The sequence below is a fragment of the Janthinobacterium agaricidamnosum NBRC 102515 = DSM 9628 genome, assembly GCF_000723165.1.
Lineage (GTDB): Bacteria > Pseudomonadota > Gammaproteobacteria > Burkholderiales > Burkholderiaceae_D > Janthinobacterium > Janthinobacterium agaricidamnosum.
Window position 1 is genome coordinate 2,958,181 of sequence record NZ_HG322949.1, and the last position, 26,218, is coordinate 2,984,398.

At 60.1% G+C, this 26,218-nt stretch carries 20 protein-coding genes; 6 read left to right on the plus strand and 14 right to left on the minus strand.

The window, feature by feature from the left end:
* The first annotated feature begins 9 nt into the window (after positions 1-9).
* Together GJA_RS12520 and GJA_RS12525 are read left to right on the plus strand one after the other, a co-directional pair.
* Positions 10-489 (plus strand): nuclear transport factor 2 family protein, encoded by a 480-nt coding sequence (locus GJA_RS12520; RefSeq protein ID WP_038492689.1) that lies wholly within the window; start codon positions 10-12, stop codon positions 487-489.
* Positions 490-601: 112 nt separating this feature from the next.
* Entirely contained in the window at positions 602-3,481 is a 2,880-nt protein-coding gene (locus GJA_RS12525; RefSeq protein ID WP_038492692.1) for a M16 family metallopeptidase, read from the plus strand.
* 55 nt (positions 3,482-3,536) lie between these two features.
* Here GJA_RS12525 and GJA_RS12530 read toward each other — a convergent pair whose 3' ends face one another.
* The 4 genes from GJA_RS12530 to GJA_RS12545 all read right to left on the minus strand — a co-directional run bounded on the left by GJA_RS12530 (position 3,537) and on the right by GJA_RS12545 (position 5,322).
* The gene (locus GJA_RS12530; RefSeq protein WP_051780771.1) at positions 3,537-3,986 is read right to left on the minus strand and encodes a type II toxin-antitoxin system YafO family toxin; all 450 of its coding nucleotides are present in this window, start codon (positions 3,984-3,986) and stop codon (positions 3,537-3,539) included.
* A complete protein-coding gene (locus tag GJA_RS12535) occupies positions 3,983-4,171 on the minus strand; it encodes a hypothetical protein (protein ID WP_144241513.1) in 189 nt (62 codons plus the stop codon). Before GJA_RS12535 ends, GJA_RS12530 begins: the two co-directional genes overlap by 4 nt.
* 104 nt (positions 4,172-4,275) lie before the next feature.
* Positions 4,276-4,530, minus strand: coding sequence for a hypothetical protein (locus GJA_RS12540; RefSeq protein ID WP_038492698.1), 255 nt, complete (start codon positions 4,528-4,530; stop codon positions 4,276-4,278).
* A gap of 18 nt (positions 4,531-4,548) precedes the next feature.
* A complete protein-coding gene (locus GJA_RS12545; protein WP_038492702.1) occupies positions 4,549-5,322 on the minus strand; it encodes a DNA/RNA non-specific endonuclease in 774 nt (257 codons plus the stop codon).
* A gap of 216 nt (positions 5,323-5,538) precedes the next feature.
* Between GJA_RS12545 and GJA_RS12550 the strand changes: the two genes are divergently transcribed.
* Positions 5,539-6,066: an SRPBCC family protein gene (locus GJA_RS12550; RefSeq protein WP_038492705.1), complete on the plus strand. Its 528-nt coding sequence runs from the start codon at positions 5,539-5,541 to the stop codon at positions 6,064-6,066.
* A gap of 26 nt (positions 6,067-6,092) precedes the next feature.
* Here the strand turns inward: GJA_RS12550 and GJA_RS12555 are convergent, their stop codons facing one another.
* The 4 genes from GJA_RS12555 to GJA_RS12570 form a co-directional block, all read right to left on the minus strand.
* Positions 6,093-7,079, minus strand: a complete 987-nt coding sequence (locus tag GJA_RS12555) for a response regulator (protein ID WP_038492708.1) — start codon at positions 7,077-7,079, stop codon at positions 6,093-6,095.
* A gap of 511 nt (positions 7,080-7,590) precedes the next feature.
* The gene (locus tag GJA_RS12560) at positions 7,591-8,931 is read right to left on the minus strand and encodes a sensor histidine kinase (RefSeq protein ID WP_038492710.1); all 1,341 of its coding nucleotides are present in this window, start codon (positions 8,929-8,931) and stop codon (positions 7,591-7,593) included.
* 157 nt (positions 8,932-9,088) lie between these two features.
* Positions 9,089-10,516 (minus strand): class I SAM-dependent methyltransferase, encoded by a 1,428-nt coding sequence (locus GJA_RS12565; RefSeq protein WP_038492712.1) that lies wholly within the window; start codon positions 10,514-10,516, stop codon positions 9,089-9,091.
* Positions 10,517-11,023: 507 nt separating this feature from the next.
* Entirely contained in the window at positions 11,024-11,290 is a 267-nt protein-coding gene (locus GJA_RS12570) for a DUF378 domain-containing protein (RefSeq protein WP_051780773.1), read from the minus strand.
* Between the two features lie 249 nt (positions 11,291-11,539).
* Here GJA_RS12570 and GJA_RS12575 point away from each other — a divergent pair, with 249 nt between their 5' ends.
* Positions 11,540-12,490, plus strand: a complete 951-nt coding sequence (locus GJA_RS12575) for a bifunctional helix-turn-helix transcriptional regulator/GNAT family N-acetyltransferase (protein ID WP_038492715.1) — start codon at positions 11,540-11,542, stop codon at positions 12,488-12,490.
* Between the two features lie 269 nt (positions 12,491-12,759).
* Here the strand turns inward: GJA_RS12575 and GJA_RS12580 are convergent, their stop codons facing one another.
* From GJA_RS12580 to GJA_RS12590, 3 genes are all read right to left on the minus strand, one after another.
* On the minus strand, positions 12,760-14,922 hold the full coding sequence (locus GJA_RS12580) for a prolyl oligopeptidase family serine peptidase (protein ID WP_038492719.1): 2,163 nt from the start codon (positions 14,920-14,922) through the stop codon (positions 12,760-12,762).
* 93 nt (positions 14,923-15,015) lie between these two features.
* Positions 15,016-17,433, minus strand: coding sequence for a putative bifunctional diguanylate cyclase/phosphodiesterase (locus tag GJA_RS12585; protein ID WP_038492722.1), 2,418 nt, complete (start codon positions 17,431-17,433; stop codon positions 15,016-15,018).
* 8 nt (positions 17,434-17,441) lie between these two features.
* Entirely contained in the window at positions 17,442-18,080 is a 639-nt protein-coding gene (locus GJA_RS12590) for a methylamine utilization protein (RefSeq protein WP_051780775.1), read from the minus strand.
* 366 nt (positions 18,081-18,446) lie between these two features.
* Between GJA_RS12590 and GJA_RS12595 the strand changes: the two genes are divergently transcribed.
* Positions 18,447-20,261 carry a GGDEF domain-containing protein gene (locus tag GJA_RS12595; protein ID WP_167541157.1) on the plus strand — a complete coding sequence of 605 codons (1,815 nt, stop codon included), beginning with the start codon at positions 18,447-18,449 and terminating at the stop codon, positions 20,259-20,261.
* Between the two features lie 63 nt (positions 20,262-20,324).
* On the opposite strand, the gene GJA_RS28520 is transcribed toward GJA_RS12595, so the two are convergent.
* The 3 genes from GJA_RS28520 to GJA_RS12610 all read right to left on the minus strand — a co-directional run bounded on the left by GJA_RS28520 (position 20,325) and on the right by GJA_RS12610 (position 23,840).
* Entirely contained in the window at positions 20,325-21,707 is a 1,383-nt protein-coding gene (locus GJA_RS28520; RefSeq protein WP_038499737.1) for a tetratricopeptide repeat protein, read from the minus strand.
* A 180-nt stretch (positions 21,708-21,887) separates the two neighbouring features.
* Entirely contained in the window at positions 21,888-22,520 is a 633-nt protein-coding gene (locus GJA_RS12605; protein WP_174525975.1) for a 3'-5' exonuclease, read from the minus strand.
* 69 nt (positions 22,521-22,589) lie between these two features.
* Positions 22,590-23,840: an Hsp70 family protein gene (locus GJA_RS12610; protein WP_038492725.1), complete on the minus strand. Its 1,251-nt coding sequence runs from the start codon at positions 23,838-23,840 to the stop codon at positions 22,590-22,592.
* Positions 23,841-24,043: 203 nt separating this feature from the next.
* On the opposite strand from GJA_RS12610, the gene GJA_RS12615 reads away from it, so the two are divergent.
* Complete coding sequence (locus GJA_RS12615; protein ID WP_167541109.1) at positions 24,044-26,062, plus strand: Ig-like domain-containing protein; 2,019 nt, start codon at positions 24,044-24,046, stop codon at positions 26,060-26,062.
* Positions 26,063-26,218 lie beyond the last annotated feature (156 nt).

Genomic DNA, 26,218 nt, shown 5'->3' on the forward strand with positions numbered 1-26,218 from the left:
GGAAACGCCATGTCATCCCCATCCGCCCCGCGTCCCCCGCTGCCGCCGTTCACCCGCGACAGCGCTATCGAAAAAGTCCGCCTCGCCGAAGACGGCTGGAACAGCCGCGACGCCGCCCGAGTCGCGCTGGCCTACAGCCTGGACACCAAGTGGCGCAACCGCGCCGAATTCGCCGTCAACCGCGACGAAGCCCAGGGCTTCCTGGAGCGCAAATGGAACAAGGAACTCGATTACCGCCTGATCAAGGAATTGTGGGCCTACACGGATAACCGTATCGCCGTGCGTTACGCCTATGAATGGCGGGACGACGCCGGCAACTGGTTTCGTTCGTATGGCAATGAAAACTGGGAATTCGGCGCCGATGGCCTGATGACCAACCGTTACGCATCGATCAACGACAAGCCGATCAAGGAATCGGAGCGCAAGTTCCACTGGCCGCTGGGACGCCGTCCGGACGACCATCCGGGCCTGTCCGATCTGGGTCTGTAAGCGGCAATGCGGCGCCGCGGCCATCCGTGGCGCCAAATTAGCCCTATGCATCGCGGCATGAATGTTTTATCCTTAAGATTGCACTCAGTTCAACATTAAGAAAGGAAACTTCGTGTCCAAGTTCACCCCGGTTTTCGCGCTGGCCCTGCCATGGCTGGCGTCGTCGGCGCTGGCGCAGACCAGCCCGCCTCCCGCACGTTCAGCGCCAGTCGCCGCGACCAAAGCAGCCGCGGCCAAAGCCGATTTGCTGCCATTCAAGGCGACCGAAAAAACCCTGGCCAACGGCTTGAAGATCATCATCGTACCGACCGGTTTTCCGAATATCGTCTCGCTGCAAATCCCGGTGCAAACCGGTTCACGCAATGAAGTCGAGCCGGGCAAGTCCGGTTTCGCGCATTTCTTCGAACACATGATGTTCCGTGGCACCAAGGCCTATCCGCCTGAAAAATACCAGGACATCATCACCAAGTCCGGCGCGCGCCAGAACGCCTACACCAGCGACGACTTGACCAATTACCACACCACCTTCGCCAAGGACGACCTGGAAACCGTGCTGAAAGTCGAAGCCGACCGTTTCCAGCACCTCGATTATTCGGAAGACGGTTTCAAGACCGAATCGCGGGCGGTGCTTGGCGAATACAACAAGAACAGCGCCAATCCGCTGACCAAATTGTTTGAAGTGATGCGCGACAGCGCCTTCCAGAGCCACACCTACAAGCATACGACGATGGGCTTCATCAAGGACATCGAAGACATGCCCAACCAGTATGCGTATTCGAAAGTGTTTTTCGACCGCTGGTACCGCCCGGAACGCACCACCGTGATCATCGCCGGCGACGTCAATCCGCAGCAGGCGATCGCGCTGGTCGAGAAATACTGGAGCAAATGGCAGCGCGGCACGGCCCAGGCGCCGGTGCCGGCCGAACCGGCGCCGCATGGCCCGGTATATAAACATGTGCCGTGGCCGACCCAGACCCTGCCGTGGGTGGCGGTATCGTTCCATGCGCCGGCGTTTTCCACCGAGAGCAAGGACCAGGCCGCGCTGGGCATGCTGCTGTCGCTGTCGTTCGGCCCCACCTCGGCGCTGCACAAGCGGCTGGTGCAGGATGAGCAAAAGGTCGACCAGTTGCTCGATTACACGCCGGAGCGGGTCGACCCGACGCTGGCCAGCATCGGCGCGCGCATCAAGAATATCGACGACGCCGTGTATGTGCGCGACGCGATCCTGCGTACCATCGCGCAATTGCGCGACACGCCGGTCAGCGAGAAAAACCTGGCGGACGCCAAGTCGGCGCAAAAATACGGCTTGATACGCTCGCTCGACAATACCGAACAAATCGCCGCCACGCTGGCCTCGTTCGTGCATTTCAATCGTTCCTACGGCACCATCAACCAGTATTACCGCCTGATCGACACGCTGACGCCGGCCGACTTGCAGGCCGCGGCCCGCAAATACCTGAGCGATGCCGGCCTGGTGGTGACCACGCTGTCGCACCAGGCGATGCCGCAAGCCATCGCCACCGTGCCGACACTGGCCAGCTTCGCGCCGCCGGCCAAGGCCGCGACCTTCGATGTGCTGGTGCAAAAATCGGCGCTGCCGCAAATCCGCTACAAGCTGCTGTTCAACGCCGGTTCGGCGCAAGATCCGCAAGGCAAGGAAGGCTTGGCGGCACTGACCGCCGCGATGGTCGCGTCGGGCGGTTCGCGCGAGCTGAAGGCCGATGAAGTCAGCAAGGCGCTGTTTCCGCTGGCCGGCAGTTTCAGCCAGCAGACCGACAAGGAAATGACGACGTTTACCGGCTCGATCCACAAGGATAACTGGGCCGGTTTCAGCGACATCGCGCTGCCGCTGCTGCTGTCGCCGGGTTTCCGCGAAGACGATTTCCGGCGCTTGAAAGATGCGCAAAAGAATGCCTTGCTACTCGACCTGAAAGACAATAACGAAGAGGAATTCGCCAAGGAACGCCTGCAAACCAATGTCTATGCCGGCACGCCGTACGGCCATCCGGTACTGGGCACGCTGAAAGGCATCGAAGCAATCACGCTCGACGACGTCAGGCAATTCTGGAACACCGCCTACACCCAGGGCGCGCTGAAGGTCGGCATTTCCGGCGACGTGTCCGACGCCATGACGGTTGCGCTGAAACAGGCGCTGGCCAAGTTGCCGGAAGGTCCAGGCCTGGCCGCCACCAAAGTTCCTGTCGGCAAGATGCCGCAAGGCTTGCAAGTGGAAATCATCCAGAAAAACACCCGCGCCACGGCGATCTCGTTCGGCTTGCCGATCGACGTGACCCGCGCCCATCCGGACTTCGCGGCCTTGTGGCTGGCCAAGACCTGGCTCGGCGAACACCGCGCATCGAACGCCTATCTGTACCAGCGCATCCGCGAAATCCGCGGCATGAATTATGGCGATTATGCGTACATCGAAGCATTCCCGCGCGGCATGTATCAATTCTTCCCCAGCCCGAACCTGGGCCGCAAGGCGCAATTGTTTGAAGTGTGGATACGTCCGGTCGCACCGGAAAACGCCCATTTCGCGCTGCGCGTCGCGCTGACCGAACTGGACAAGCTGGTGACGCATGGCTTGACCCAGGAACAGTTCGACCTCACCCGCGATTACCTGATGAAGAATGTGTTCGTGATGACGTCGACGCAAGACCAGCAACTGGGCTATGCGCTCGATTCGCAGTGGTATGGCACGCCGGAATTCACCAGGATGATGCGCGACGGCTTGTCCAGACTGAGCGTGGCCGACGTCAACCGCGCCATCAAGCAACATCTGTCGGCAAAGAATCTGTCGGTGGTGATGGTGGCCAAGGATGCGGCCGGCCTGAAGCAGCAATTGATCAGCGACGTCTTCTCGCCGATCAAATACGATGGTAACAAGCCGCAAGCGCTGCTCGATGAAGACCAGGTCATCGGCAAGATGAAACTGAGCTTGAGCGATGCCTCGGTGACGATCACGCCGGCCGGCCAGGCGTTCGCCCAGTAATATAGGGTAACAATAGCAACACCCCTCGGCAACCGGCGGCCAGCGCCGCCGGTTGCTACCCTATCACTTTCCCGGTATATAAAAACTCTTCGGCGATTTCCGCCAGGCTGCGCATCGCCTCGGCGTCTTGCGGGTACAGCATGCGGGTGATCTGATGCGCTTCCGGTTCCGGCAAGATAGCCAGCAACAGGTAGTTGCCGGCATCGTGGACATAGATCAGCACGCGGTCGCTGCTGCGCCGCGAGCGGCGCGAGGTGCGTAATTTCCAGCTCGGCTTTTTCGCCAGGTCGCGCAGCGGCACCAAGTGCACATGGCGCGCCACGTGCTGCTTGCCGGCGCTCAACGGACGAATATAGGCGCTATGCGCATCGAAGGGGTAAAACTCGTCTTCGCCGATCAGCGCGGCGGATTTCCAGGTCGTGAACAATTGCACAAAGCATGAAAAATCGAGCCGGGATAAACGAAACTGGCTCTCAAGGATCTTGCTGGCTTTGACGACGATCAAAACGGCTCCAGTTTCTTGCGCCGTATGCCTTGAAAGGCAACCCGGAAAGCTTCGGAAGTAAATTGCGGACTGGCCTCGATGGCAGAAAACAGGCGGCTGATTTTTTTCGGTAACACAGGCGCCGCCCGCCGCTCGGTCTCGGCGCCCAGCAGCGCTGCGTCAGAAAAACGGGAAGCGCGCTTCATGATGATCTCCAGATGCATGGAGAAAATTTATCACCAATCCGGCGCAGCGGCCTACGACCAAATCAAATGCACTAAGGCAATTATTTCCTGCGATACAAACCGCTTTACTCGAACGGGTTGCTGACTGTTTTCATCACCGGCGGCGGCAACTGCGCCGGCAAATCCTGCGCCTCCAGCCTGGCCACCACATCGTTCAGCAAGCGCTGCAACAATTTGGCGCTGGCCAGCCCGGCCTGATCCAGCGTCAAGTCGATATCGCCGCTGAGGGTGATGCGGTCGATCCGGTTTTCGATGGTCAGCCCCTGGATCTCGATCACGTCGCTTTCATTGGCGTAAGGGATGAATTTGGCTGTGCGCATAAGCACTCCTGTATGAAATTAGAAACTTTTTTTGCTGTTCACCTTCGGCAAGCGCAGCATCGCTTCTTTTTGCTTGCTGGACAGCGAAGGTAACAGATTGATGCCGATCCTGCTTTCCAGTGCGGCGATGCTGAGCATCTGGTAATCCCTAGTCGACTTGTTTTCAATAAAATAGGCCGCGCCGGCGCGTTGCCGCGGGCTATAGACTACTTTATAGATATGGCTGGGCACCAGTACATTGCCGATCTTTTGCAAGTTGCCGCCGATAAAGGCGGGACCGGTCAGCACATACAAATCCCCCTCTTTTTGCGCCAGCTTGCGCACCGCACCTTCGATACCGGCCCAGATATGGCGATTATTGTTACCGTCTTGCGGCACGATATTGGCCAGCGTAAAGCTGTCATGCTGGCTGACCCGGTCCGGCATGTCGCCGTTCGGCGCCATGTGGCCGCGGTCGAACCCGCTGCGCGCATAATCGGCCAGTTCGGCGCGCTGGCTGACCGGCAATTCCTGCTCGGCATGGAAAGAGTTTTCACGCGACAAGCTTTGCGCGGCATGGATGTTTTGCGCCGTCAAATGTTCGGCGGACCATAGCGGCGTGCGGGTGATACCCGAATGCATGACCCCGAACACGCTGTAACACAACTCCCTGGTGGCGCCGCCGAGTTTCTGGTTGAGAATTTCAGGCGAACGGCCATCGACATAAAACGACGGACACGCACCGGCACTGGCGATGCCGGACCACAACAAGCCACACGCCAGCGTCAGGCCGGCGATCGATTTTTGCACCATACATCCTTCTTGAAAAAAACAGCGTGAAAAGTACGCGCAACATTCTAACGGACCGACCGCGTTTTACCAGCGCTGTTACGCAACAGTGAGGCCACGCCGCACTGCACAATTGACCGATGCGCGCCACGTTTGATCAAGTTGCGTATTCCATATTCAAATCTGATAACATTGTCTCGTCTTGCCGCGTCATCCTTCCCATGTCAACAGGAGAGAATAATGATCAAGAAAGTTGTCATCGCCATCGTCGTCGTGATTGCCGCCATCCTGGGCTTTGCCGCCACCAAGCCCGACACCTTCAGCGTCCAGCGCGAAGCGACCATCAAGGCGGCGCCCGACAAGATACTGCCCTTGATCACCGACTTCCATTACTGGCGCGCCTGGTCGCCATGGGAAAAACTGGACCCGGCGATGCGCCGCACCCTCAGCGGCGCGCCCAGCGGCAAGGGCGCCATTTATCAATGGACAGGCAATGACAAGGTCGGCGCCGGGCGCATGGAAATCACCGATGTGACGGAACCGTCGAAAGTGACGATCAAGCTCGATTTCGTCAAACCGTTCGAAAGCCACAACACCACCGAATTCACGCTGGAACCGCAAGGCGACAGCACCAAAGTGACCTGGAAAATGCATGGCCCCAGCCCGTACGTGACCAAGGTGATGAGTGTGTTTGCCAGCATGGACAGCATGGTCGGCAAGGATTTCGAGGCCGGCCTGGCCAATTTGAAGGCCGCCAGCGAAAAATAGACGGCGTTCTCTAGCGAGACAGTTTCTTAAAACTGTTCAACCCAGGCCGCCAGCTGGCTCGGCGTCAACGGCAATTCCGCCTGCGCCAGCCGGCATTGCAAACCGAGGTCGGTGCGCGTCAATTGCAGCGACCAGCCTCGTTTTGCCAGCCACAGCAGGCAAGCCAGCCAAAACGCATGTTGCGACGATACGGGCGCGTGGGTCGGCGTTTCCAGGAACTCAGTCAATTGCCGGCCATCGAAGAACATCGCGGTGCCGGCGCCAAAGGTTTTCAATTGTTCGCCAAAGGCCAGCGCCAGCATGCCGATGGCTTGCTCGACGCCCTTGTCGGGATAATCGCGCTCGACTTGCTGGTAATGAATGCGTACGGCGGCGCCGAAAGCCGCGCTGCGGAACGCTTCGGAGCTGACCAGGTCGGAGTAATCCATCAACAGCCAGTCCGGTTCCGGTGGCGTCATGCCGGCCGTCAATGCCGCCGACAGGTAAGCTTCGACAGGCAGCAACTGTTCCGGTCCGGACAGGCTGGCGCACAAGGCGTAGACGGTGCCGATGCGGTTGGCCACCGCTTGTTTTTGACGCACCAGCAGCTTTTCGCGCAGTAATTGGGAATGTTCCTTGCGCAGCCGCGCCAGTTCCAGCGCCTGCTTCAATTCCATGCGCAGCGCGGAAATATCCCACGGTTTCTGGATGTAGCGGTGGATATGCCCCTGGTTGACCGCCTCCACCGTCTGTTCCAGTTCCGAATACGCGGTGGTCAGGATGCGCACGATGTGCGGGTAGCGGTCCCACGCATATGACAGCAATTCATTGCCGTAAGCGCCAGGCATGCGCTGGTCCGACACCAGCACCGCGATATGGCCGGCGTTCTGGTCGAGCATGCGCTTGCCTTCTTCCACCGAGCCGGCGGTCAGCACGGGCGCCAACGTCGCCATGGCGCGCTGAAAATACTTCAAGGCATTGGCTTCGTCATCGACGTATAAAATCGTCGGTGCCTGCGAACGGGGGTCAATCATGCTCATTCCTTATATGTACTGGAAAACTCAGTGTGACTGTGGTGGACTGCCCTTGCTGCGTCGCCACCTGGATATTGCCGCCGGAGGATTGCATGATACGCTAGTAAAAATCAAGTCCCGGCCACTGCCGCCAGCCTGCCCATGCAGCGCCACCGGATCGGCCGACAGCCGCTGCAACACGGCCGACGCTATCCCGAAACCATTATCGCTGATCCGGATGCGCGCGCGGACACGCTGAAACACAGGCGCCGTTCGATGCCGCCATCCAAGAACCTATCCCGGCAGAGAATACAGCGCCTGCTGACGGCCACTCAGCAGCCATCCGGCGACGCTCCCTGCCGGGATGGGTGCTAAGAGCCTATCCCAGTAGATGAATACGCCCTGTTCTGGCGCTCCTCAGGAACGGGGACTGCGTTGATCGTCGTCGCGTGGCCCGCCACGCGTCCTCCTCACGCCTGGTCCGCGCTCCCGATGCGCGGCCAGAACAAGACGCTCACTACTGGGATAGGCTCTAAGCCGCCTGCCACACATGGCGCGGCAAATCAAAATGCATGGCGGCCCATAGCCCGACCGCGCTTTCCGCAAACAAGGTGCCGCCATGGCGTTCGATGACGCCGTAACTGATACTCAGCCCCAAGCCCAGGCCCTGCCCCACTTCACGGGTGGTAAAGAACGGTTCGAATACCCGCGCCAGGTTTTCCGGCGCGATGCCGGGGCCGTTATCGCGCACGGTGACACGCAGCCGGTCGCCGTCCCAGCGCGCCGTCACGTCGATTTCAAACGGCGGCTTGTTGCCTTTGCGCATAGACAGTACCGCATTGCCCAGCAAATTGATCAGCACGCCGACAATCGCCGCCTCGTCGCCGCGCACCACGGTATCGTCCGGCAAATCGCGGCGTATCGTCACATACTTGATTTCATGGCCGACCAGCCGCGCCGCCGAATCCAGCGCGCGCGCCAACGCAAAATGCGCACCGGCAAGCTGGTTGCCGCTTTTCCGGTAAGCAAAGGTTTTCAAGTCGGACACGATGTGCTGCACCCGCAACATGCCTTCCTTGGCGTCGGTCAGGCATTCGGTCAGCAAGGGACTATTCTTGGCGGCCGGATCTTCAATCGCCACTTCGATAGCCATCATGCAATAGTTCACCGGATTATTGACTTCATGTAGCAAACCGGCCGCCAAGGTGCCGATCGCCACCATTTTCTCTTGCTGCAACATCTGGCCCTTGATATCGGCCAAGTCTTTATTCGTGATTTCGAGCTGGCTGTTTTTTTCCGCCACTTCCGCCTTCAACTGAAATAGCATAAAACGGGCCCGTTCGTTGAAGTAGGTAAACACCGCGCTGACCGTCGCCGACATGACCAGGAACAGCGAATTGACGATAAACGATGCGTGCGGTTCCAGGCCGCTGGGATGGCTCAAGCAGGCGATCACATACAGCAAATAGGAAATTGCGCCGAACACCAGGTTTTGCCACAGGCCGAAGGCCAGCACGATGCCGGATGAATAAATCGCCAGCGACAGGCCGACATAATAAATCGACGCCGCCCCTTCGGTAACGCTGATCATCCAGGCAATCATGACCTGCGGCGCCAGCAGCCATGCAAAGGTCAGCCACTGGATGCGGTTGAGCGCCCAGCGCGTGCGCATCAGCAAGATCACGCCAAACACCGCCGCCGCCGCCAGCATGCGCGCGCCGGCGAAACCGGCTTGCATTTGCGGGTACAAGGCGTAATCGAGCATCACGCCCAATAAAATCAGGACGATACAGGTGTACGCGGCGCCCCGGCTGAATTCGCGGCGGAAATCGCGCAGCACCGCCGCATAACCGGCGTGCATGGCTTGTGTCATGAGGGCACCTCGAAAAACCTGCCGCGCAGCCCACTTCCGGGCCTGCGTTGCTCGCTGACCCGGCATCCCGCTACCTGCCGTGCGGCTGCGCCGCCCGGCCCGGCATTGGGCTTGCTCGTAACGGTTTTCCGACTTGCCCATGAGACGCGGCCAGCCATCAATGAATACTCATTTCGGCAAACAGGTTGACCCCGGTTGCGTCGACATAGACTTTGCGCTGCCTGGCTTGCTCGGGCAGCAAGGCTTCGATACCGGCTTCATCGCGATAAATCAAATGCCACTCCAATAAATGCTCCATGCCAAACCGGCTCGGATTGACGGAATGGACATTGGTAACGAATAGCCGGCCACCGGGACGCACCCGCGACGCAAAATGCGTCATCAGCCGGGCGCAAACCTTGTCCGACAAATAATCGAACAGGCCGGCGCAATACACGGCGTCGTAACTGCCGGCCTGGTCCTGGTTCTGATCCTGGGCCTGATTCTGCGCCTGCTCCGGGAGCGCGCCATTGCGCCGCTTGAGCAGATTGTGCACCGAATCCTGGACATAGTCGATCTGTACCGGCTTGCCATTGCTTTCCATGATGGACGCCAGACGGTCGCGGGTCCAGTCCAGTGTTTCAGCGCTGAAATCGAGCAATTCAAACGATAGCGCACCGGGATCGGGATAGGTTTGCATGAAACGCTGGATTTCGATGGCCGGCCCGCAAGCGACGTTCAGGATGCGGAATGTCCGCCCGGCGGCGCGCGCCTGGTCGGCGCACTGCTTCAGGAAGTCGACCAGGATATCGATGCGGTTGCGGTGCGCAATGGCGACCGCGGCTTGCAGGAATACCGCGTTGACGATCTGAAAATACGTACTCGGCCCCTGGCGCGGATCATCCATCAACTGGTTCACCATTTGATAATCACCGGCATAACCGAGCGGCTTGGTAAAGGTGCGGAACACGAACGGCGCGCGCATGATCAGCGGATGCAGCGCGGCCTGGGCGAAAGCGCGGTGCGCTGGTGCATGTTCCTGGTCGACTTGCGCCGCCTCGTATTCCAGCTTCCGCAAATAATCCTGGGTGCGCCGCATCAGCGGGGTCGCCAACTCATCGAACACATCGGCGCGCAAACGGCCATTTTCCTTCGGCAAGGAATCAGATATATCGACTTGTTCGACCCAGCGCGCCACTTCCGACAGATAGGCGCGCAAATCATTGACCACGATCTGGTAATCGCGGCGTATCAGGCGCCGTTCATTCCAGCCGTCGACAAAGTTGCTGGCTTCCTTGCCGATCTCGCCCTTGAGCAGCACCACGTTGCTCAATTCGCTCCAATCGTCGAGCAGGCCGACCGAAACGATCGCGGTCAGTCCGGTATTGACCATGCTGATCACCACCGCCTTGCCGACATAAGCATGCTTGGTACCGATGCGCACCGTCAACTCATTCAAGACTTCACTGACTTGCAGGATGGAGTAAGGGTTGTAAATTTCCATCACCAGGGAATTCTTTTGGAGATTGACAAGCGTGCCACGCACTGTTTCATTTTGCGTATTACGGAAACTGACCACCGGATCGATTTGCGATTGTGAATACACGATTGAACACTATCAAGTTGCCGGGCGGCAAGAATCAACCAAACCGCCGGCCAAGGTTAGCACCAGGGGAACCCATGCTGCGCTCGGCAAGCCTGTGATCCGCCGTCAATGCATCGAGAAGTATGCCTTTACCGAAACAGTGCGCGCCACCCTCCCCATCCTCGGGCAAGCAGCGGCCTCCGTTTTCCAGAGCCGGACTCTACCGTTTTGCTTTCTAGGCAAGTGTACTATGGATGTGGAATATTGGGCAATTGCTGGCCCTTTAACCTGATGACTCCAGTCAACTTTTTGGGAGGCCAGGTTCGTCAAGTGCATGCCCGGCGACAGGCAAATGGCGAGCGGGGGATTACCCGGTCCCCCGCTGCCGCGGTCCGAGCCTGCCAGGTTTGGCCGTATTCGGCGCGCTGTGGGTTGACGCCCACCTTCTTGAGGCTGTGGTCACCCGCTTGGTAATTCGCGCAAGCGTTCAGACTGGGCGCCGACCGGCATCGTACCCAGCGACAATCGTCAAGTACTGGTCTTGGGCATCATCTTGACGCACAGGTAAATCGAATACACCGCCGCCAGTCCGACCAGCACATAGATGATACGCGACGCCGTCGTCATGTCGCCCAGTATCCTGGCCACCAGGTCGATATTGAACAAGCCGACCAGCGCCCAGTTGAGTCCCCCGACAATCAACAGGATCAAGGCGACCCAGTCCAAGGCATTGATGCGCGAGCTTAACAAATCGCGCCTGACCACACCGTCCACTCCAGATTGAATATCCGCCATCTCGGTCTCCGATCATGAAATCTTGCGTTTGAATGAGCTGCGCCGCAGGCAATCGCCGGCACAGAATTCCAGTGTACGCAGACGGCATCGGATCGGCAGTCGGAGTCCGCTTTCTTTTGACTAGGACAAATCCTAAATAATTGATGAGGCTGCTTTTAAAACGGCCCATCCTCGCCGAATGACAATAAGGTTGACATGGGCAATAGATTGTCATCATAGTATACGTAACTTGTTACGGATATTATCACCATGAGTACTTTGCATAATTACGGCTCGCTGCTGCTGGCCAGCCGCCTGCGGCGCCTGTCGGACCAATTGTATGCCGGCGTCGACCTATCCTACCAAGCGGCCGGCGTGGCGCTGTCGTCGCGCTGCTTCCCCCTTCTATTTTTGCTACGCGATAACGGCCCGACCTCGATTACCGCGCTGGCGGCGCAAATCGGCCAAAGCCACCCTATCGTGGTGCAACTGGGGCGCAAGATGCTCGATGCCGGCGTGGTCACCGAAATGTCGTCGCCGACCGATGAGCGGCGCCGCCTGCTGGCCCTGTCCGACGAAGGCCGGGCGCTGATGCAAGGCATGCAGCCGCTGTGGGCCGATATCCAGGCCGCTATCGATGTGCTGCTGAGCAATAATACCGATGCCTTGCTGGCCACGCTGGGACGGGTCGAAAGCCAATTGCAAGCCAGCGCCTTTGCCGAACTGATCGCCGCCCGCAAGCGCGCGCGGGAACAGGCTGCGCTGGAAATCATCGACTTCCAGCCGGAGTATGCGGCCGATTTCAAGCGTCTCAACATCGAATGGCTGGAACGCTATTTTTATGTCGAAGCGATCGACGACCTGGTGCTGTCCGATCCGCAGACGTCGATCCTGGCGCCCGGCGGCGCGATTTTCCTGGCGCGGTTGCATGGCGCCATCGTCGGCACCTGCGCGCTGATCGATGCCGGTGACGGCAAGCTGGAATTATCGAAGATGGCCGTAACGCCGGCTTGCCAGGGTCTCGGTGTCGGCCGGCGCCTGCTGGAACGGGCGCTGGCCGCTTACCGGGCCAGTGGCGCCGCCCTGCTCTACCTGGAATCGAACAGCAAATTGCAGCCGGCGCTGGCCTTGTATGAAAGTGCCGGCTTCATGCATGCGCAACGGCCACCGTCCGAAGCGCACTATCAGCGCGCCAACGTGTATATGGAATGGCAGGAGTGAATCATGTAGGCTGCTGGCGGCAACGTTGCAAAAAACTGTGCAGCCGGGGCGACAAGATCTTGTGCACCTGGCGTATCAGGTAGAAAGTGCGCTGCAGTGGCGGCAACAGGGTGTCGAGCTCGGATAGATGAATACGCCCTCTTCTGGCGCTCCTCAGTAGCGGGGACTGCGTTGCTCGTCGTCGCGTGGCCCGCCACGCTTGCTCCTCACGCCTGGTCCGCGCTGCCGATACGCTGCCAGCAGACGACGCTCGCTACTGGCATAGGCTCTTATTGTGCTGCCGCCTGGGCCGGCACATCCATCTGCAAGGCGCGGGTCAGGAAACCCCAACGGTCCGCGACTTCCTCGATCTGCTTGCTGGTCGGCTTGCCGGCGCCATGGCCGGCCTTGACGTCGATGCGTATCAGCACCGGCGCCGCGCCGCCCTGCGCCGCTTGCGCAGCGGCGGCGAACTTGAAACTGTGGCCAGGCACGACGCGGTCGTCGTGGTCGGCCGTGGTGACCATCGTCGCCGGGTAGCACGAGCCCGGTTTCAAATTGTGCAGCGGCGAATATTTGAGCAAGGCCTTGAATTGGTCGGCATCGTCGGACGAGCCGTAGTCCGAGGTCCACGATCCGCCGACGGTGAATTTCTGGAAGCGCAACATGTCCATCACGCCCACTTGCGGAATGGCCGCGGCGAACAGTTCCGGACGCTGCGTCAGCGTCGCGCCAACCAGCAGGCCGCCATTGCTGCCGCCGCCGATCGCCAGTTTTTGCGGCGAGGTAACCTTGTTAGCGATCAGCCATTCCGCCGCGCCGATAAAATCGTCGAACACGTTTTGCTTGTTCAGCTTGGTGCCGGCCTGGTGCCACGCTTCGCCGTATTCACCGCCGCCGCGCAGGTTGGCAACGACGTAGACACCGCCCATTTCGACCCACGCCAGGTTGGCCACCGAGAAATTCGGCGTCAGCGAAATATTAAAGCCGCCATAGCCATACAGATAGGTCGGATTGCTGCCATCGAGCTTGATGCCTTTTTTCGAGACGATGAACATCGGCACCCTGGTACCGTCGCGGCTGGTGAAAAATTGCTGGCGCACATCAAACGCGGCCGGGTCGAAATCGACCTTCGGCTGACGGTAGATGCTGCTCTCGCCGGTTTTCATGTCGTAGCGGTAAATCGTCGCCGGCGTGGTGAAGCTGGCGTAGGAATAAAACGTCTCGCTGTCGCCGCGCTTGCCGTGGAAACCGCTGACCGTGCCCAGGCCCGGCAAGGCGATCTCACGCACCGGCTTGCCCGTCAAGTCGGCAACCTTGACCAGGCTGTGCGCGTCGCTCAGGTATTCCAGCACGAACTGGCGGTTCAGGGTGCTGGCCGAGACCAGCGTTTGTGCGCTTTCCGGCACCAGTTCCTTCCAGTTCGCTTGCCCCGGCTTGCGGATGTCGATCGCCACCACGCGCGATTTCGGCGCCTTGTTGTCGGTCATGAACCAGAACACCGGGCCGTCGTTGTCGATGAAGTTGTACGATGCATCGTAGGCGTCCAGCAAGCCCACGACCTTGCCGTCCTTCTGGCGCAAGTCCTTGATGAAGATCAGGTTTTTCGGCGACGTGTCGGGATGCGCGGTAATGACCAGGTAATGGCCGTCATCGCTGACCTGGCCGTTCAATTCCCATTCCTTGTGGTCCGGGCGGTCGTAGACCAGCACGTCGCTGCTTTGCGGCGTGCCGATTTTATGGAAATACAGTTTATGGAAATAGTTAACGTCGGCCAATTTGGTCGCTTCGTTCGGCTCGTCGTAGCGGCTGTAGAAAAAGCCGCTGCTGTCCTTCAGCCACGACGCGCCCGACGACTTGACCCATTCCAGCTTGTCGCTCAAATCCTTGCCGGTATCGATGTCGCGCACTTTCCACTGGTTCCAGTCGGAACCGGAGGCGGCCGTGCCGTAAGCCAGGTATTTGCCGTTCGGGCTCACTGCCGTGCCGGCCAGCGCCACGGTGCCGTCAGCCGCCAGCGTGTTCGGGTCGAGCAGCAGGCGCGGTTTGTCGGCCAGGCTTTTCAGGGTGTACAGCACGGACTGGTTTTGCAAACCGTCGTTGCGGCTGTAGAAATACCGACCGCTTTCCTTGTACGGCACGCTGTAGCGCTCGTAATTCCACAGCGTGGTCAGGCGCTGCCTGATGGCGCCGCGGGCCGGAATCTGGCCCAGGTACGATTGCGTCAGCTGGTTTTGCGCGACCACCCAGTCATGCGTTTCTGCACTATTGGCATCTTCCAGCCAGCGGTAAGGATCGGCTACCTGGGTGCCGAAATAATTGTCTTGCTGGTCGATTTTCTTGCTCACCGGATAAGTCACGGCCGGGCCGCCGGCCGGGCAGGTTTGCGCCAGCGCGGAAGCGCCGAACGCGGCCATCAGGCTGAACAGGATGGTTGCACTACGTAATTGCATGGGTCGTCCGTCTGTTTGTTTGTATGAGGGAATACAAATCATAGCGCGTATCATGACTTTTAAAGCATTGTTATCTTGAAGTACCGCCATTTTTTATTTGGCGGCTTCGGTTACCTCGTCGTCGGAGATTGCGGCGCCAACGATAATCGGCGAACGCCATTTGCCCAGCCAGCCCGACAATTGATCGGCCGGAATCGGCCGGCTCATGAAATAACCTTGCCCCTGGTCGCAGCCCAGCTCGGCCAGCAAGCGCCATACCGCTTCGCTTTCGATGCCTTCGGCCACCACCCGCAAGCCCATATTGTGCCCCAGGTCGATGGTCGAGCGGACGATCTTGGTATCGCCCTCGTCGTTTTCCATATTCAAGACAAACGATTTATCGATTTTCAATTCGTCGACCGGCAAGCGCTTCAGGTATGCCAGCGATGAATATCCGGTGCCGAAATCGTCGATCGACAAATCGACGCCCATCGCATGCAACCGCTCCAGCGTGGTCTGGGCGCGTACCGGGTCGTCCATGATCGCGCTTTCGGTGATTTCCAGGCAGAACGACGATGGCGCCAGATTGTGACGCAGCAAGATATCGGCAAACTTGGCCGGCAAGTCCTGGTCCAGCAAATCGCGGGTCGACAAATTCACCGAGATTTTGAGGAATACACCCTGCTGTATCAATTCCTGGCACAGCGCAGCCGATTTTTCCAGCACCCAGCGGGTCAGCACGCGAATAAAACCGGTCTGTTCGGCAAATGGAATGAATTCATCGGGGAAGACATTGCCGCGCTCCGGATGCACCCAGCGCACCAGCGCCTCGACCCCGACCACCTGGCCGCTGCCGAGCATGATCTTGGGCTGTACATGCAGCCGGAACTCATCGCGCTCGATGGCCTTGCGCAATTCGCTGAGCAGCGACAAGCTCTTGTCGCTGCCCTTGTCCATCGCCGCGTCATACACCACCGCGCCATCGTTGCGCTGCTTGGCCGCATACATCGCCACTTCGGCCATGCTCATCAGCGCCGCCGCCGAATTGGCGTGCAGCGGGAAACCGGCGATGCCGAGGCCGGCGCCGATATCGACCATCTGGTCGTCCAGCGACAGCGGCGTTTCCAGCGCCCGCAAGATCGCGCCGGCCACCACTTGCGCCTGTTCCAGTTCGGCACCCGGCAGCAGGATCGCGAACTCATCGCCGCCCAGCCGCGCCACCTGCGCCGCATGAAAGCGGATCGCCGTCAATTGTTCCTGCAAGCGCCCGGCCACCTGGCGCAGCAACGCATCGCCAAAACCGTGGCCCATGACGTCGTTGACATGTTTAAAACGGTCCAGGTCCATCATCAGCACGAAGATCGGCTGGCCGCGCCGCGCCGCCTCGACCAGCGCATCGTCGAGCAACAGCACGAACTGGGCGCGGTTCGGCAAATTGGTCAGCGTATCCCAATACGCCAGCCGGCGGATTTCCTGCTCGCGCTTGGCGATCCCTTCGCGCATGCTGTTAAACGCTTGCGCCAGCGCACCGATCTGGTCATTCCGGTTCAAATCGATACTGGCCTTGTAATCGCCCTGCTCCAGCCGCTTGGCGGTATCGGCCAACTGGCTCAGCGGCTGGGCGATGCGTTTGGCCGTCAAGATGCTGGCCACGCTGGCGACCGCGATGCCCAGCATCGTCAAGCCCAGCAGCAAGCGTTGCAAGCTGGAATATTCGGCGGTGGCTTCATCGATCGAACGGGTCAGTACCACGCTGGCGACCTGGCCGGCGTCCTCGCCGATCAGCAGCAGCCGCGCACTGTATTTGCTGCCCTGGATATCCAGGTCGAACGGCACCGATGGCGCGGCCTTCATCGATTGGAGTTGCGCCACCACCGGATTGACGGCGACGGCCGGCAAGGTCGAGGCGGTCGACAGCCAGGCGCCGGCCACGTCGCGGGTCAGGATGTCGACTTGCAGCGACGAAATCTCGCGCATTTCATTGGCCAACTGATGATCGATCGGAAACGCCATCACGACATAGGCAATCGTGATCGGCGCGCGCACCGGCACCACCACGATTTGATACGGCCGCCGGCCGACGATGGCGATGCCGTCCGCGCCTTCCGACGCTTCGGCCTGGTCGAGCATGCTGAGCACCAGTTTTTCCAGGCCGGCCGATTGCCTCTCGTCGGTCGACACCTTGATTTGATGCTCGGCGCTGACCAGCATCGTCAGCGATGCGTTGATGCGCCGTCCACTATTTTCCAGCGCCGACTGGATGGTGGCGCGGTCGTCGTTTTCATCGTTGCCGATGGCTTCCACGAAGGCCCGGTCGCGCGCCAGCACGCTGGCGCCAAAACGCAGCTTTTGCGCATTCTGGTCGAGCAGGCGGCGGAATACCTTGGCGCCATTACCCAGCTCGCTGCTGATGGCGCGCCGCGCATTGCTGTCGATGCCCTGGCGGATCGCCACCAGGCCAGACAATTGCACGACCACGATCAACACCAGGAACAGCGTGACAATGCGGCTTTCGAGACTACGGAAACGCATGCAGCGGCCTAGTGCGCGGCAGCGGCGACATCGCCGGTGGCGACGGCTTTCAAGGCCAGTTTAAAGGTGGCCTTTTGCGCTTCGGCCCCCTTGACCACCAATACTTGTTCGGAAGGCTGGCCGCCGGTACTTTGATAATGCCATGCTTTCAAAATATATTTACCCGCCGGCAGCTCGATCCTGGCGTCGCCCGCTTCATCGGTCTTGGCGTAATACGGGGTGTCGACGACACGGATATAGGCCAGCATCTTGTCGTGGATATTGCAGCCCAACACGACTGTACCGGGCTTGTCGAACACTTGCCGGGCGGCGGCATCGCCGGCGTACAGCTTTTGGTCGAATTTCTTCGGCGCCGAAAAGGAATAGATGTGGTGCCGCACCTTGTCATTGTTCGGGAAGGAAATCGTGCTGCCGGTCTGTATCACCGTCATCAGCGGCACGAACTTCAAGCTCTTTTGCGCAATTTCGCCGGCGCGCAAGGTTTTAGGCGTCGCCCCGCCATCCGGTTCAGCATACACCGCCACATCCGGCAAGACTTTGCCATTGGAATCGAACACTTGCACCTCAACGGCGCTGGCGGCCGCACCGCCCGACACAGCCAGCAAACAAGCCAGCGAGGCGGTGGACACTAAAACTTTGGACAACATGGGCTGACTCTCTGGTTGGGCTGTCAAAAAGGCAAAAAAAGTAGCTAGCTAGACAAAATGCGCTGCCTCGTATTGTAGCGCTTGCGTAAAAGCAAGCGTAAGCAGATTTGCCCTGTATCACTGATTTTAATTTGAAATATTTCCGTAAATCATAAAGTTGTCATGGACTTGTCATAAAGCCTGATTAACATAGCCAAGTTGACCATGGCCCCGTGTCGACAACCTTGTCAGGTGCCATGCCAACCACCCCCTCTTTGTGCCCAGGCTATCCAAGTGAACAATATCGTGACCCTGCCCCAGGCGCCGGCGGCCGCAACAGCGCCGCCATCCAACGTGGCTTATTTGAAAGCCGCCACCAGCCATGCGATCGACAGCAAGACCAGCGACGACCTGGCCGGAGTACATTTGCTGGAAATTATCGCCGAACGCAATCTGACTGCGCTGTTCCAGCCGATTATCCAGATGCACAGCGGCGAAATCATCGCTTACGAAGGCTTGATACGCGGCCCGTCGGACAGTCCGCTGCATGCGCCGATGAATTTGTTCAAGATCGCCCGCGCCCACAAGCTGAGCCTCGAAGTCGAGCATCTATGCCGCCAGGTGGTGCTGGAATGTTTTGCGCAACTGGATTTGCCAGGCAAGTTATTCTTGAACGTCAGTCCGGAATGCTTGCTGGCGCACAATGCGCGGCATGGCGACACGCTGGAATACATCGAACAAATCGGCATCAATCCGGAGCGCGTGATCATCGAGCTGACCGAAAACCAGCCGACCTATGACTATGACTTGATGCGCGAGGCGGTGCTGCATTACCGCAATATGGGCTTTCAAATCGCTATCGACGACCTCGGCGAAGGTTTTTCCAGCCTGCGCCTGTGGTCGGAATTGCGGCCGGAATATGTCAAGATCGACATGCATTTTATCCAGGGCATCAATCACGACCCGGTCAAGCTGCAATTCGTGCGCTCGATCCAGGAAATCGCCGAAAAATCCGGCACGCTGGTGATCGCCGAAGGCATCGAAACTCAAACCGAGCTGCTGGTCTTGCGCGACCTCGGCGTGGCGTTCGGCCAGGGCTACCATCTGGGCCGTCCGCATGCGGTCCCGGCCAGGGAGTTGCCGGCCGAAGTCGTCAAGGCGCTGGGGCGCAATGGCGTTGCGGTATATCCCCAACGTAGCGGATTCGAGAAAAACGCGGTGACTATCTTAAAACTCTTGCACCGCGTGCCGTCGGTGCCGTCAACCACCAATAACAATGAAGTCTACGAAATTTTCGTCAAGGACCCGAAGCTGATGATCATCCCGGTAGTCGACGATGGCGTGCCGCAAGGCCTGATCAGCCGCTTCGACATGATCGACCATTTCGCCCGCCCGTATCAGCGTGAACTGTACGGCAAGAAGTCGTGCCGGCTGTTCATGGACGCCAAGCCGCTGATCGCCGACCAGGATACCAGCCTGCAAGACTTGAGTTTCATCATGGTGCAGGCCGACGCCCATCATTTGTTCAACGGCTTCATCATCACCGACCAGGGCCGCTACCTGGGCATGGGCACCGGCCACGATTTGATGCGCGAAATCACGCAAATGCAAATCAATGCGGCGCGCTACGCCAATCCGCTGACACAGCTGCCGGGCAATGTGCCGATCAACGAACACATCGACCGTTTATTGCAAAGCGGCACGCGCTTCTGGGTATGCTATTGCGACCTGGACAATTTCAAGCCGTTCAACGATGTCTACGGCTACCGCAAGGGCGACGACGTGATCCAGCTGACCGGGCAAATCCTCAGCGAACATTGCGATCCGAACCGCGATTTCATCGGCCATATCGGCGGCGACGACTTCATGATACTGTTCCAGAGCGAGGATTGGGAAAGCCGCTGCAACGCCATGCTGGAGCGGTTTGCGTTCGGCATACAAGATTTTTACAGCATCGACGACCGCGAGCGCGGCGGTTACCTGAGTGAAGACCGGCAAGGGAAAAAAGTGTTTTATTCGCTGATCAGCCTGTCGCTGGGCGTGATCAAGGTCGAGGCGCGCCAGTATTACACGCACCACCAGATCGCCACGGCGGCGGCCGAAGCGAAGAAACAAGCCAAGAAAATCCACGGCAACAGCCTGTTCCTGGACCGCCGCCAGCAAACCGCGCCGCGCCCTGCCGGCTGCGCAGAGACGGAGTAGCCTGGCCGGCAGCCGCGCCGAGCAGGCACACGGCGAGGCCAGCGCCCGGCCAGCAATCACGCATCAGGAATCAGGCAGGGCCGGGTGGCTGCGGTGCCATTGCACGGTCAAGTCTTGCGCCGAGCCGATTTCATCGGGCGACAGCCTGCCGCCGATGACGCTTTTATTGCTGTTGGCGGTTTCGTCGCCCGCCTCGGCGGCCAGCGAAATCCACATATAACAGCGCACCGGATCCTTGCTGACGCCGCGCCCGCTGTTATACATGCCGCCCAGGTTATATTGGGCCAGCGCATGGCCCTGGTCGGCGGCACGGTTATACCAGCTTACCGCCAGCGCATCGTCTTGCGGCACGCCCTGGCCGTTGGCATACATCACGCCCAGGTTATTTTGCGCGCTGGCGTCGCCCTGTTCGGCCGCCGTGCGGTACCACAACACGGCTTGCTTATCATCGCGCTCGACGCCGTGGCCATTCGCATACATCACGCCCAGGTTGAATTGCGCATTCGCCGCGCCCTGTTCGGCGGCCTTGCGGTACCACAACAACGCCTGCCGCAAGTCGCGCTCGATGCCGCGCCCGCCGGCATACATGCCGCCCAGGTTGTATTGCGCCAGCGCATGACCTTGCAAGGCGGCCCGCTCATACCAGGCCAGCGCCTCGCTTTCATCCTGCGCCACGCCCTGGCCGCGCGCCAGCATTACACCGAGATTGAATTGCGCGTCAGCATCGCTTTTCTCGGCCGCGCGCAGCAGCCATGCATAGGCGCGCAACTGGTCTGGCGCGACGCCCTTGCCTTCCGCATACGCCACGCCCAGTTGGCGCTGCGCCACCGCCATGCCTTGCGCTGCCGCCTGGCGGAACCAGGCCAGCGCCTGCACATCGCTTTGCGGCACGCCCTGGCCGCGCTTGTACACCAGCCCCAGGTTCAATTGCGCCATGGCATCGCCCTGCAAGGCGGCCTTGCGGAACCACGCCAGCGCCAGCGCATCGTTTTGCTTAGCCCCGCGGCCCAGCGAATACGCTTCGCCCAGCAGCGATTGGGCGCTGGCCACGCCTTGCTCGGAAGCGCGGTAAAACCAGGCCAGCGCCATTTCATCGTTTTGCCGCACGCCACGGCCTTTTTTATACATTTGTCCCAGGTTTTGCTGCGCCGAGGCATCGCCTTGCGCGGCGGCGCGGCGGAACCACAGCACCGCGTCGGCGTCGCTCTGGCTGATACCGCGGCCGTAGTAATACATCGCCCCCAAATGGTTCTGGGCAAACGCCAAACCTTGCAAGGCGGCCAGGCGCAGCCAGATAAAGGCGCGCTCGTCGTCTTGCGCGATGCCTTCGCCTTTTTTATACATCAAACCGAGATTAAATTGCGCGTAAGGATTGCCTTGCTCGGCGGCCGTGCGAAACCAGACATAAGCCTGGTAACTATCCTTGGCTGTATGACGATTGTCCATGCGCATCCCCTGCACTCAGATCAACATCGAATAGGTCCGCCACACGACCGGCCGCCGGTAAAAAGACGACGGATCAGGGCAAAGAAATATGTGTTGCCTAAATTATAAAACCAGCCAGACGCTTGGGTTTGATTGCGCGCAAGAGAGATATCAAATTATTATTAATTTGACGAGCTCGTTTCACCTGGTCGATGCGGCTTGCTTTTGCAGGAATTGCGGCACCTTGGCCGCGGCGAGACGGTTCAGCGCCACCAGCAGGTCCGGGTCGACATCGGCGATGCCGTAAGTGCGGCCCAGATGGCGACCGATATGGATCAATACCTGGGCCGCCACTTCCGCATCCGATTCGGCCCGGTGGGCCGCGCTGTTGAAGGCAATGCCAAGCTGGCTGGACAGCAAGCCCAGCTTGTAGCTGGACATGCCGGGAAACACCCGCCGCGACAATTTCAGCGAGCACACCAGGCTTTGGTGGGCCGGCGCCAGCCCGAGCCGGGCGCTTTCGGCGCGCAGGAATTTTTCATCGAAACTGGCGTTGTGGGCCGACAAGGCGTCGTTGCCGATAAAGTCCAGCAAGCGCGGCACCACCTGCGCCACCGGCGGCGCGCCATCGACCATGGCCTGGCTGATGCCGGTCAGGCCGGTGATGAACGACGGGATCCGCACATTGCAATTGATCAACGACACATAACGATCCACCACTTGCCCGTTAACGATGCGCAAGGCGGCCACTTCGGTGATGCGGTCGCCCATGTCGGGCGACAAACCGGTGGTTTCAAAGTCGATCATGACGATCGGTTTTTCAAACACATTCATCGACAATCTTTCATGCTGTGTACTACGGTTGCAGGCAAGTAAACAGCGATTATCCGGCGCGGCCCGGCATTACGCAAACTTGCGCACCGCATCCAGCGCCAAACCGGCGCCGATGCTGCCAAACAAATCGCCCTCGACCTTGCGCGCGGCCGGCACCAGCGCCGCGATCTGCTGGCGCAGCAAGCCCACGCCGCTGGAACCGCCGGTGAAAAACACGGTATCGACCTGTTCCGGCTTGACGCCCGCGTCGCGCAGCAAGTTCAGCACGGTTTGTTCGACCGAGCCGCACAGATGGCCGATCGCCTCGTTGAATTGCGAACGCTGCAAGGTCAGGCTGTGCGCCGGCCGCAAGCGATCCAGTTCCAGCTGCACTTCGGCGCTATCGGACAAGGCGATCTTGCCCTCTTCGACCTTCATCGCCAGCCAGTGGCCGGCGCGCTCGTCGATCAGCTTTTGCAGGCGGCCCATCTTGTCTTGCTCGCGCGCATCGCGGCACACATCGGCCAGTTGCACCCAGATTTTCTTGGTGTAGGCCAGGTTGATGGTGTGCCAGGTGGCCAGGTTGAAATAATAGCTGGACGGCACTTCGCTATTATTATTCAGGCGGCTGCCATAACCGAGCAAAGGCATCACCGACGACAAGCTCAGGTATTTATCGAAATCGGTGCCGCCGATATGCACCCCGCCGTTGGCCAGGATATCCTCGCGCCGCTCCACTTTTCCGGCCCGTTCCGGCGACAGGCGCACCAGCGAAAAGTCCGAAGTACCGCCGCCGATGTCGGCGATCAGGACCAGTTCTTCGCGGTCGATCTGCGACTCGTAGTCGAAGGCCGCCGCGATCGGTTCAAATTGAAACGCGACATCCTTGAATCCGACCGAACGGGCCACCTCGGCCAGCGTATCCTGGGCCAGCTGGTCGGCGACGGGATTATCGTCGATGAAGAACACCGGACGGCCGAACACGGCCGACGTGAATTCGCGGCCGGCCGACTGTTCGGCGCGGCGCTTTACTTCACCGATGAATTGCGACAACAGCAGCCGGAACGGCAGCGCGCGGCCGCCCACTTCGGTCTGGCCGTCGATCAGGCTGGTGCCCAGCAAGCTCTTGAGCGAACGCATCAAGCGCCCCTCGTAACCGGCCAGGTAGCCGGCCAGCGCGGCGCGGCCAAAGCTGACTTCCTCGTCTTCGGCATTGAAGAAAACGACCGATGGCAAGGTGGTTTTGCCATCCTCCAGGCCCAGCATCACCGGATGGCCGGGCCGTACCCAGCCCACTGTGGAATTTGACGTGCCGAAATCGACGCCGCAAGCATTGGCCATGTCGACCCTTCATATAATAAAGGGGCGTTATGTTACCAGAAAAACCGGCAGAAAAAAACGCCGCCAGCAAGATATCGTCCTGGCCAGCCTATTTATGGCGAACACGCAATATTGTTTTGCATCAAAAACATGCTTGTTTGCAAAAGATACCCTTGAGAAATTGGCATTTCACAGTTGCAACATGCTTTTCAGCGGGGGTTCTCTTGAAGCACACAACGATGGCGACTTACGGCTTGGCAATGGGCCTGTTGTTGACGGGATGCGGCGGCGGCGCGGCGGATCCGCTGCCGGCCAATGGCTGCACGCTGAGCAACCAGGCCGGCTGCGGCGGCAGCGGCGTGATTCCTCCCGTTAATCCGCCTGTGACGCCGCCGGTAACGCCGCCCGTCATTCCGCCGGTGGTGCCGGCCGACCTGGCCAGCGTGGTCAGCCTGCTGTTCGACGCCACTGAAATCAAGTCGGCCGGCGGCGAGATCGGCATCACCGCGCTGGTGACCAATGCGGCCAATAGCGCGCTGCCCGGCGCGGCGATCAGCTTCAGCGCCAATTCCGGCGTATTGAGCGGCGCCGACAGCGTGACCGACAAGAATGGCCGCGCCAGGGTGCTGCTCGGCAGCGGCGCCTCGAACGCCAACCGCAGCATCAAGATACTCGCCAAGGTCGGCGACAAGAGCGCGACCGGCAGCGTCGACGTGGTCGGCACCAGTGTCGTCATCGACGGTCCGGTGGCGCTGCGGCTGGGACAAAGCGCCGACTTGAATATCACCCTGCGCGACTCGGCCAGCCGCCCCATCGCCGGCGCAACGCTGGCATTCTCGAGCCAGAATGGCAATCCGCTATCGGCCAAAAACAGTACGCTGACCAATGCCCAGGGCAAGGTCACGCTCAGCCTGCAAGCCGCGCGCCTCGGCGCCGACGCCGTCAGCGTATCGGCGCTGGGCGCCAGCGCGTCGATCGCGCTGGCCATCGCCGGCACCGACCTGAGCATCACGCCTGCCGTGGGCAGCGACGCCAACGGCGCCGAACGGCTGATGGAAGTAGCCACCGGCGCTTGCCAGGCAGTCGATGTGCGCTATGAAAAACTGGGCGCCGGCCAGTCCGGCACGGTCAGCCTGAGCACCTCGCGCGGTATCTTGTATAGCGATGTCCTGTGCAGCCAGCCACTGAATGGCGCGCTGGCCTTGCATCAGGGCGACTTGCCGCGCAGCTTCGTCAAATCGGCCAACGCCGGCATCGCCACGCTGAGCGCGGCCGTGGCCGGCGGCCCGGTGGCGCACACCCGCATCGAATTTGTCGCGCCGCTGACGGCCAGCGCGCGGCTCAGCCTGCAAGCCGAGCCGGCTATCCTGGCCAGCAACAGCGCTACGGCGGCCACCGAACGCAGCGTGCTCAGCGCCGTGGTGCGCGACGGCAGCGCCGCCAGCAACCTGGTCAAGGGCGCCGGCATCGACTTCGCCATCATCCTCGATCCCAGCGGCGGCTATCTGCAACAACCGTCCGGCGCCAGCAGCGGCAGCGATGGCGCGGCGCAAGCGGTGTATATCGCCGGCCCGGCCGACAGCGGCAAGGACGGCGTCCTGATCGAGGCGCGCATTGCCGGCATCAACAGCAGCCAGGCGATTGCCCGGACCCGGCTGACCGTGGCGAAAAAGGCGCTGTCGATCCAGTTCGGCACCGGCAATAGTGCCACTGAATATTCGAATACCTTGCTGCAAAAGGAGTTTGCAGTCCTGGTGTCGGATGCGGCCGGCAATGCCGTGCCGGGCGTCAGCATCAGCGCGGCGGCCTGGCCCGCCTCTTACCGCAAAGGCCGTTTCATCTGGCAAGCCGACCAGGCCGCGGCACCCGATGTCGGCGTATGGCTGGCGGCGGCGCCGGTCTACACCTGCGCCAATGAAGACGTGCTGCGCAACGGCATCTACGACCCTGCCTATGACATCAACGGCAACGGCGTACTCGATCCCGGCATCCCGATTACCATCAGCAATGGCGGCCAGACCAATGCGCTGGGCTTGTCGACAGTGACGCTGAACTATCCGCGCAGCCACGGTTACTGGGTGCAAGTCGAACTGACGGTGCGCGGCAGCGTGGCCGGCACCGAGGCGGTCAGCAGCACGCGCCTGACGCTGCCGACGCTGGCCAAGGATTTCAGCGACCGCCGCGTGGCGCCGCCGGGCCGGATCAGTCCTTACGGCGAAGGCGCTTGCAATCACCCCGATTGAAACGGCCCCAGGCGGCTGAGGACTTCAGCATGCAATTTGCAACATAGACAAGAACATATTCTTGCCACAGAGTAAGTTTTTGCGCTATTCTGTCTCGACGCTGAAGCCGTGGCCGGTGGCCTGTTGTACCGCCGATCCACCCCGAGATACGTGGTT

Coding starts and splice junctions, on each gene's coding strand:
- GJA_RS12520 (WP_038492689.1), top strand. CDS start 10: ATGTCATCCCCATCCGCCCCGCGTCCCCCGCTGCCGCCGTTCACCCGC.
- GJA_RS12535 (WP_144241513.1), bottom strand. CDS start 4,171: ATGAAGCGCGCTTCCCGTTTTTCTGACGCAGCGCTGCTGGGCGCCGAG.
- GJA_RS12540 (WP_038492698.1), bottom strand. CDS start 4,530: ATGCGCACAGCCAAATTCATCCCTTACGCCAATGAAAGCGACGTGATC.
- GJA_RS12545 (WP_038492702.1), bottom strand. CDS start 5,322: ATGGTGCAAAAATCGATCGCCGGCCTGACGCTGGCGTGTGGCTTGTTG.
- GJA_RS12550 (WP_038492705.1), top strand. CDS start 5,539: ATGATCAAGAAAGTTGTCATCGCCATCGTCGTCGTGATTGCCGCCATC.
- GJA_RS12555 (WP_038492708.1), bottom strand. CDS start 7,079: ATGATTGACCCCCGTTCGCAGGCACCGACGATTTTATACGTCGATGAC.
- GJA_RS12560 (WP_038492710.1), bottom strand. CDS start 8,931: ATGACACAAGCCATGCACGCCGGTTATGCGGCGGTGCTGCGCGATTTC.
- GJA_RS12570 (WP_051780773.1), bottom strand. CDS start 11,290: ATGGCGGATATTCAATCTGGAGTGGACGGTGTGGTCAGGCGCGATTTG.
- GJA_RS12575 (WP_038492715.1), top strand. CDS start 11,540: ATGAGTACTTTGCATAATTACGGCTCGCTGCTGCTGGCCAGCCGCCTG.
- GJA_RS12580 (WP_038492719.1), bottom strand. CDS start 14,922: ATGCAATTACGTAGTGCAACCATCCTGTTCAGCCTGATGGCCGCGTTC.
- GJA_RS12585 (WP_038492722.1), bottom strand. CDS start 17,433: ATGCGTTTCCGTAGTCTCGAAAGCCGCATTGTCACGCTGTTCCTGGTG.
- GJA_RS12590 (WP_051780775.1), bottom strand. CDS start 18,080: ATGTTGTCCAAAGTTTTAGTGTCCACCGCCTCGCTGGCTTGTTTGCTG.
- GJA_RS28520 (WP_038499737.1), bottom strand. CDS start 21,707: ATGGACAATCGTCATACAGCCAAGGATAGTTACCAGGCTTATGTCTGG.
- GJA_RS12605 (WP_174525975.1), bottom strand. CDS start 22,520: ATGAATGTGTTTGAAAAACCGATCGTCATGATCGACTTTGAAACCACC.
- GJA_RS12610 (WP_038492725.1), bottom strand. CDS start 23,840: ATGGCCAATGCTTGCGGCGTCGATTTCGGCACGTCAAATTCCACAGTG.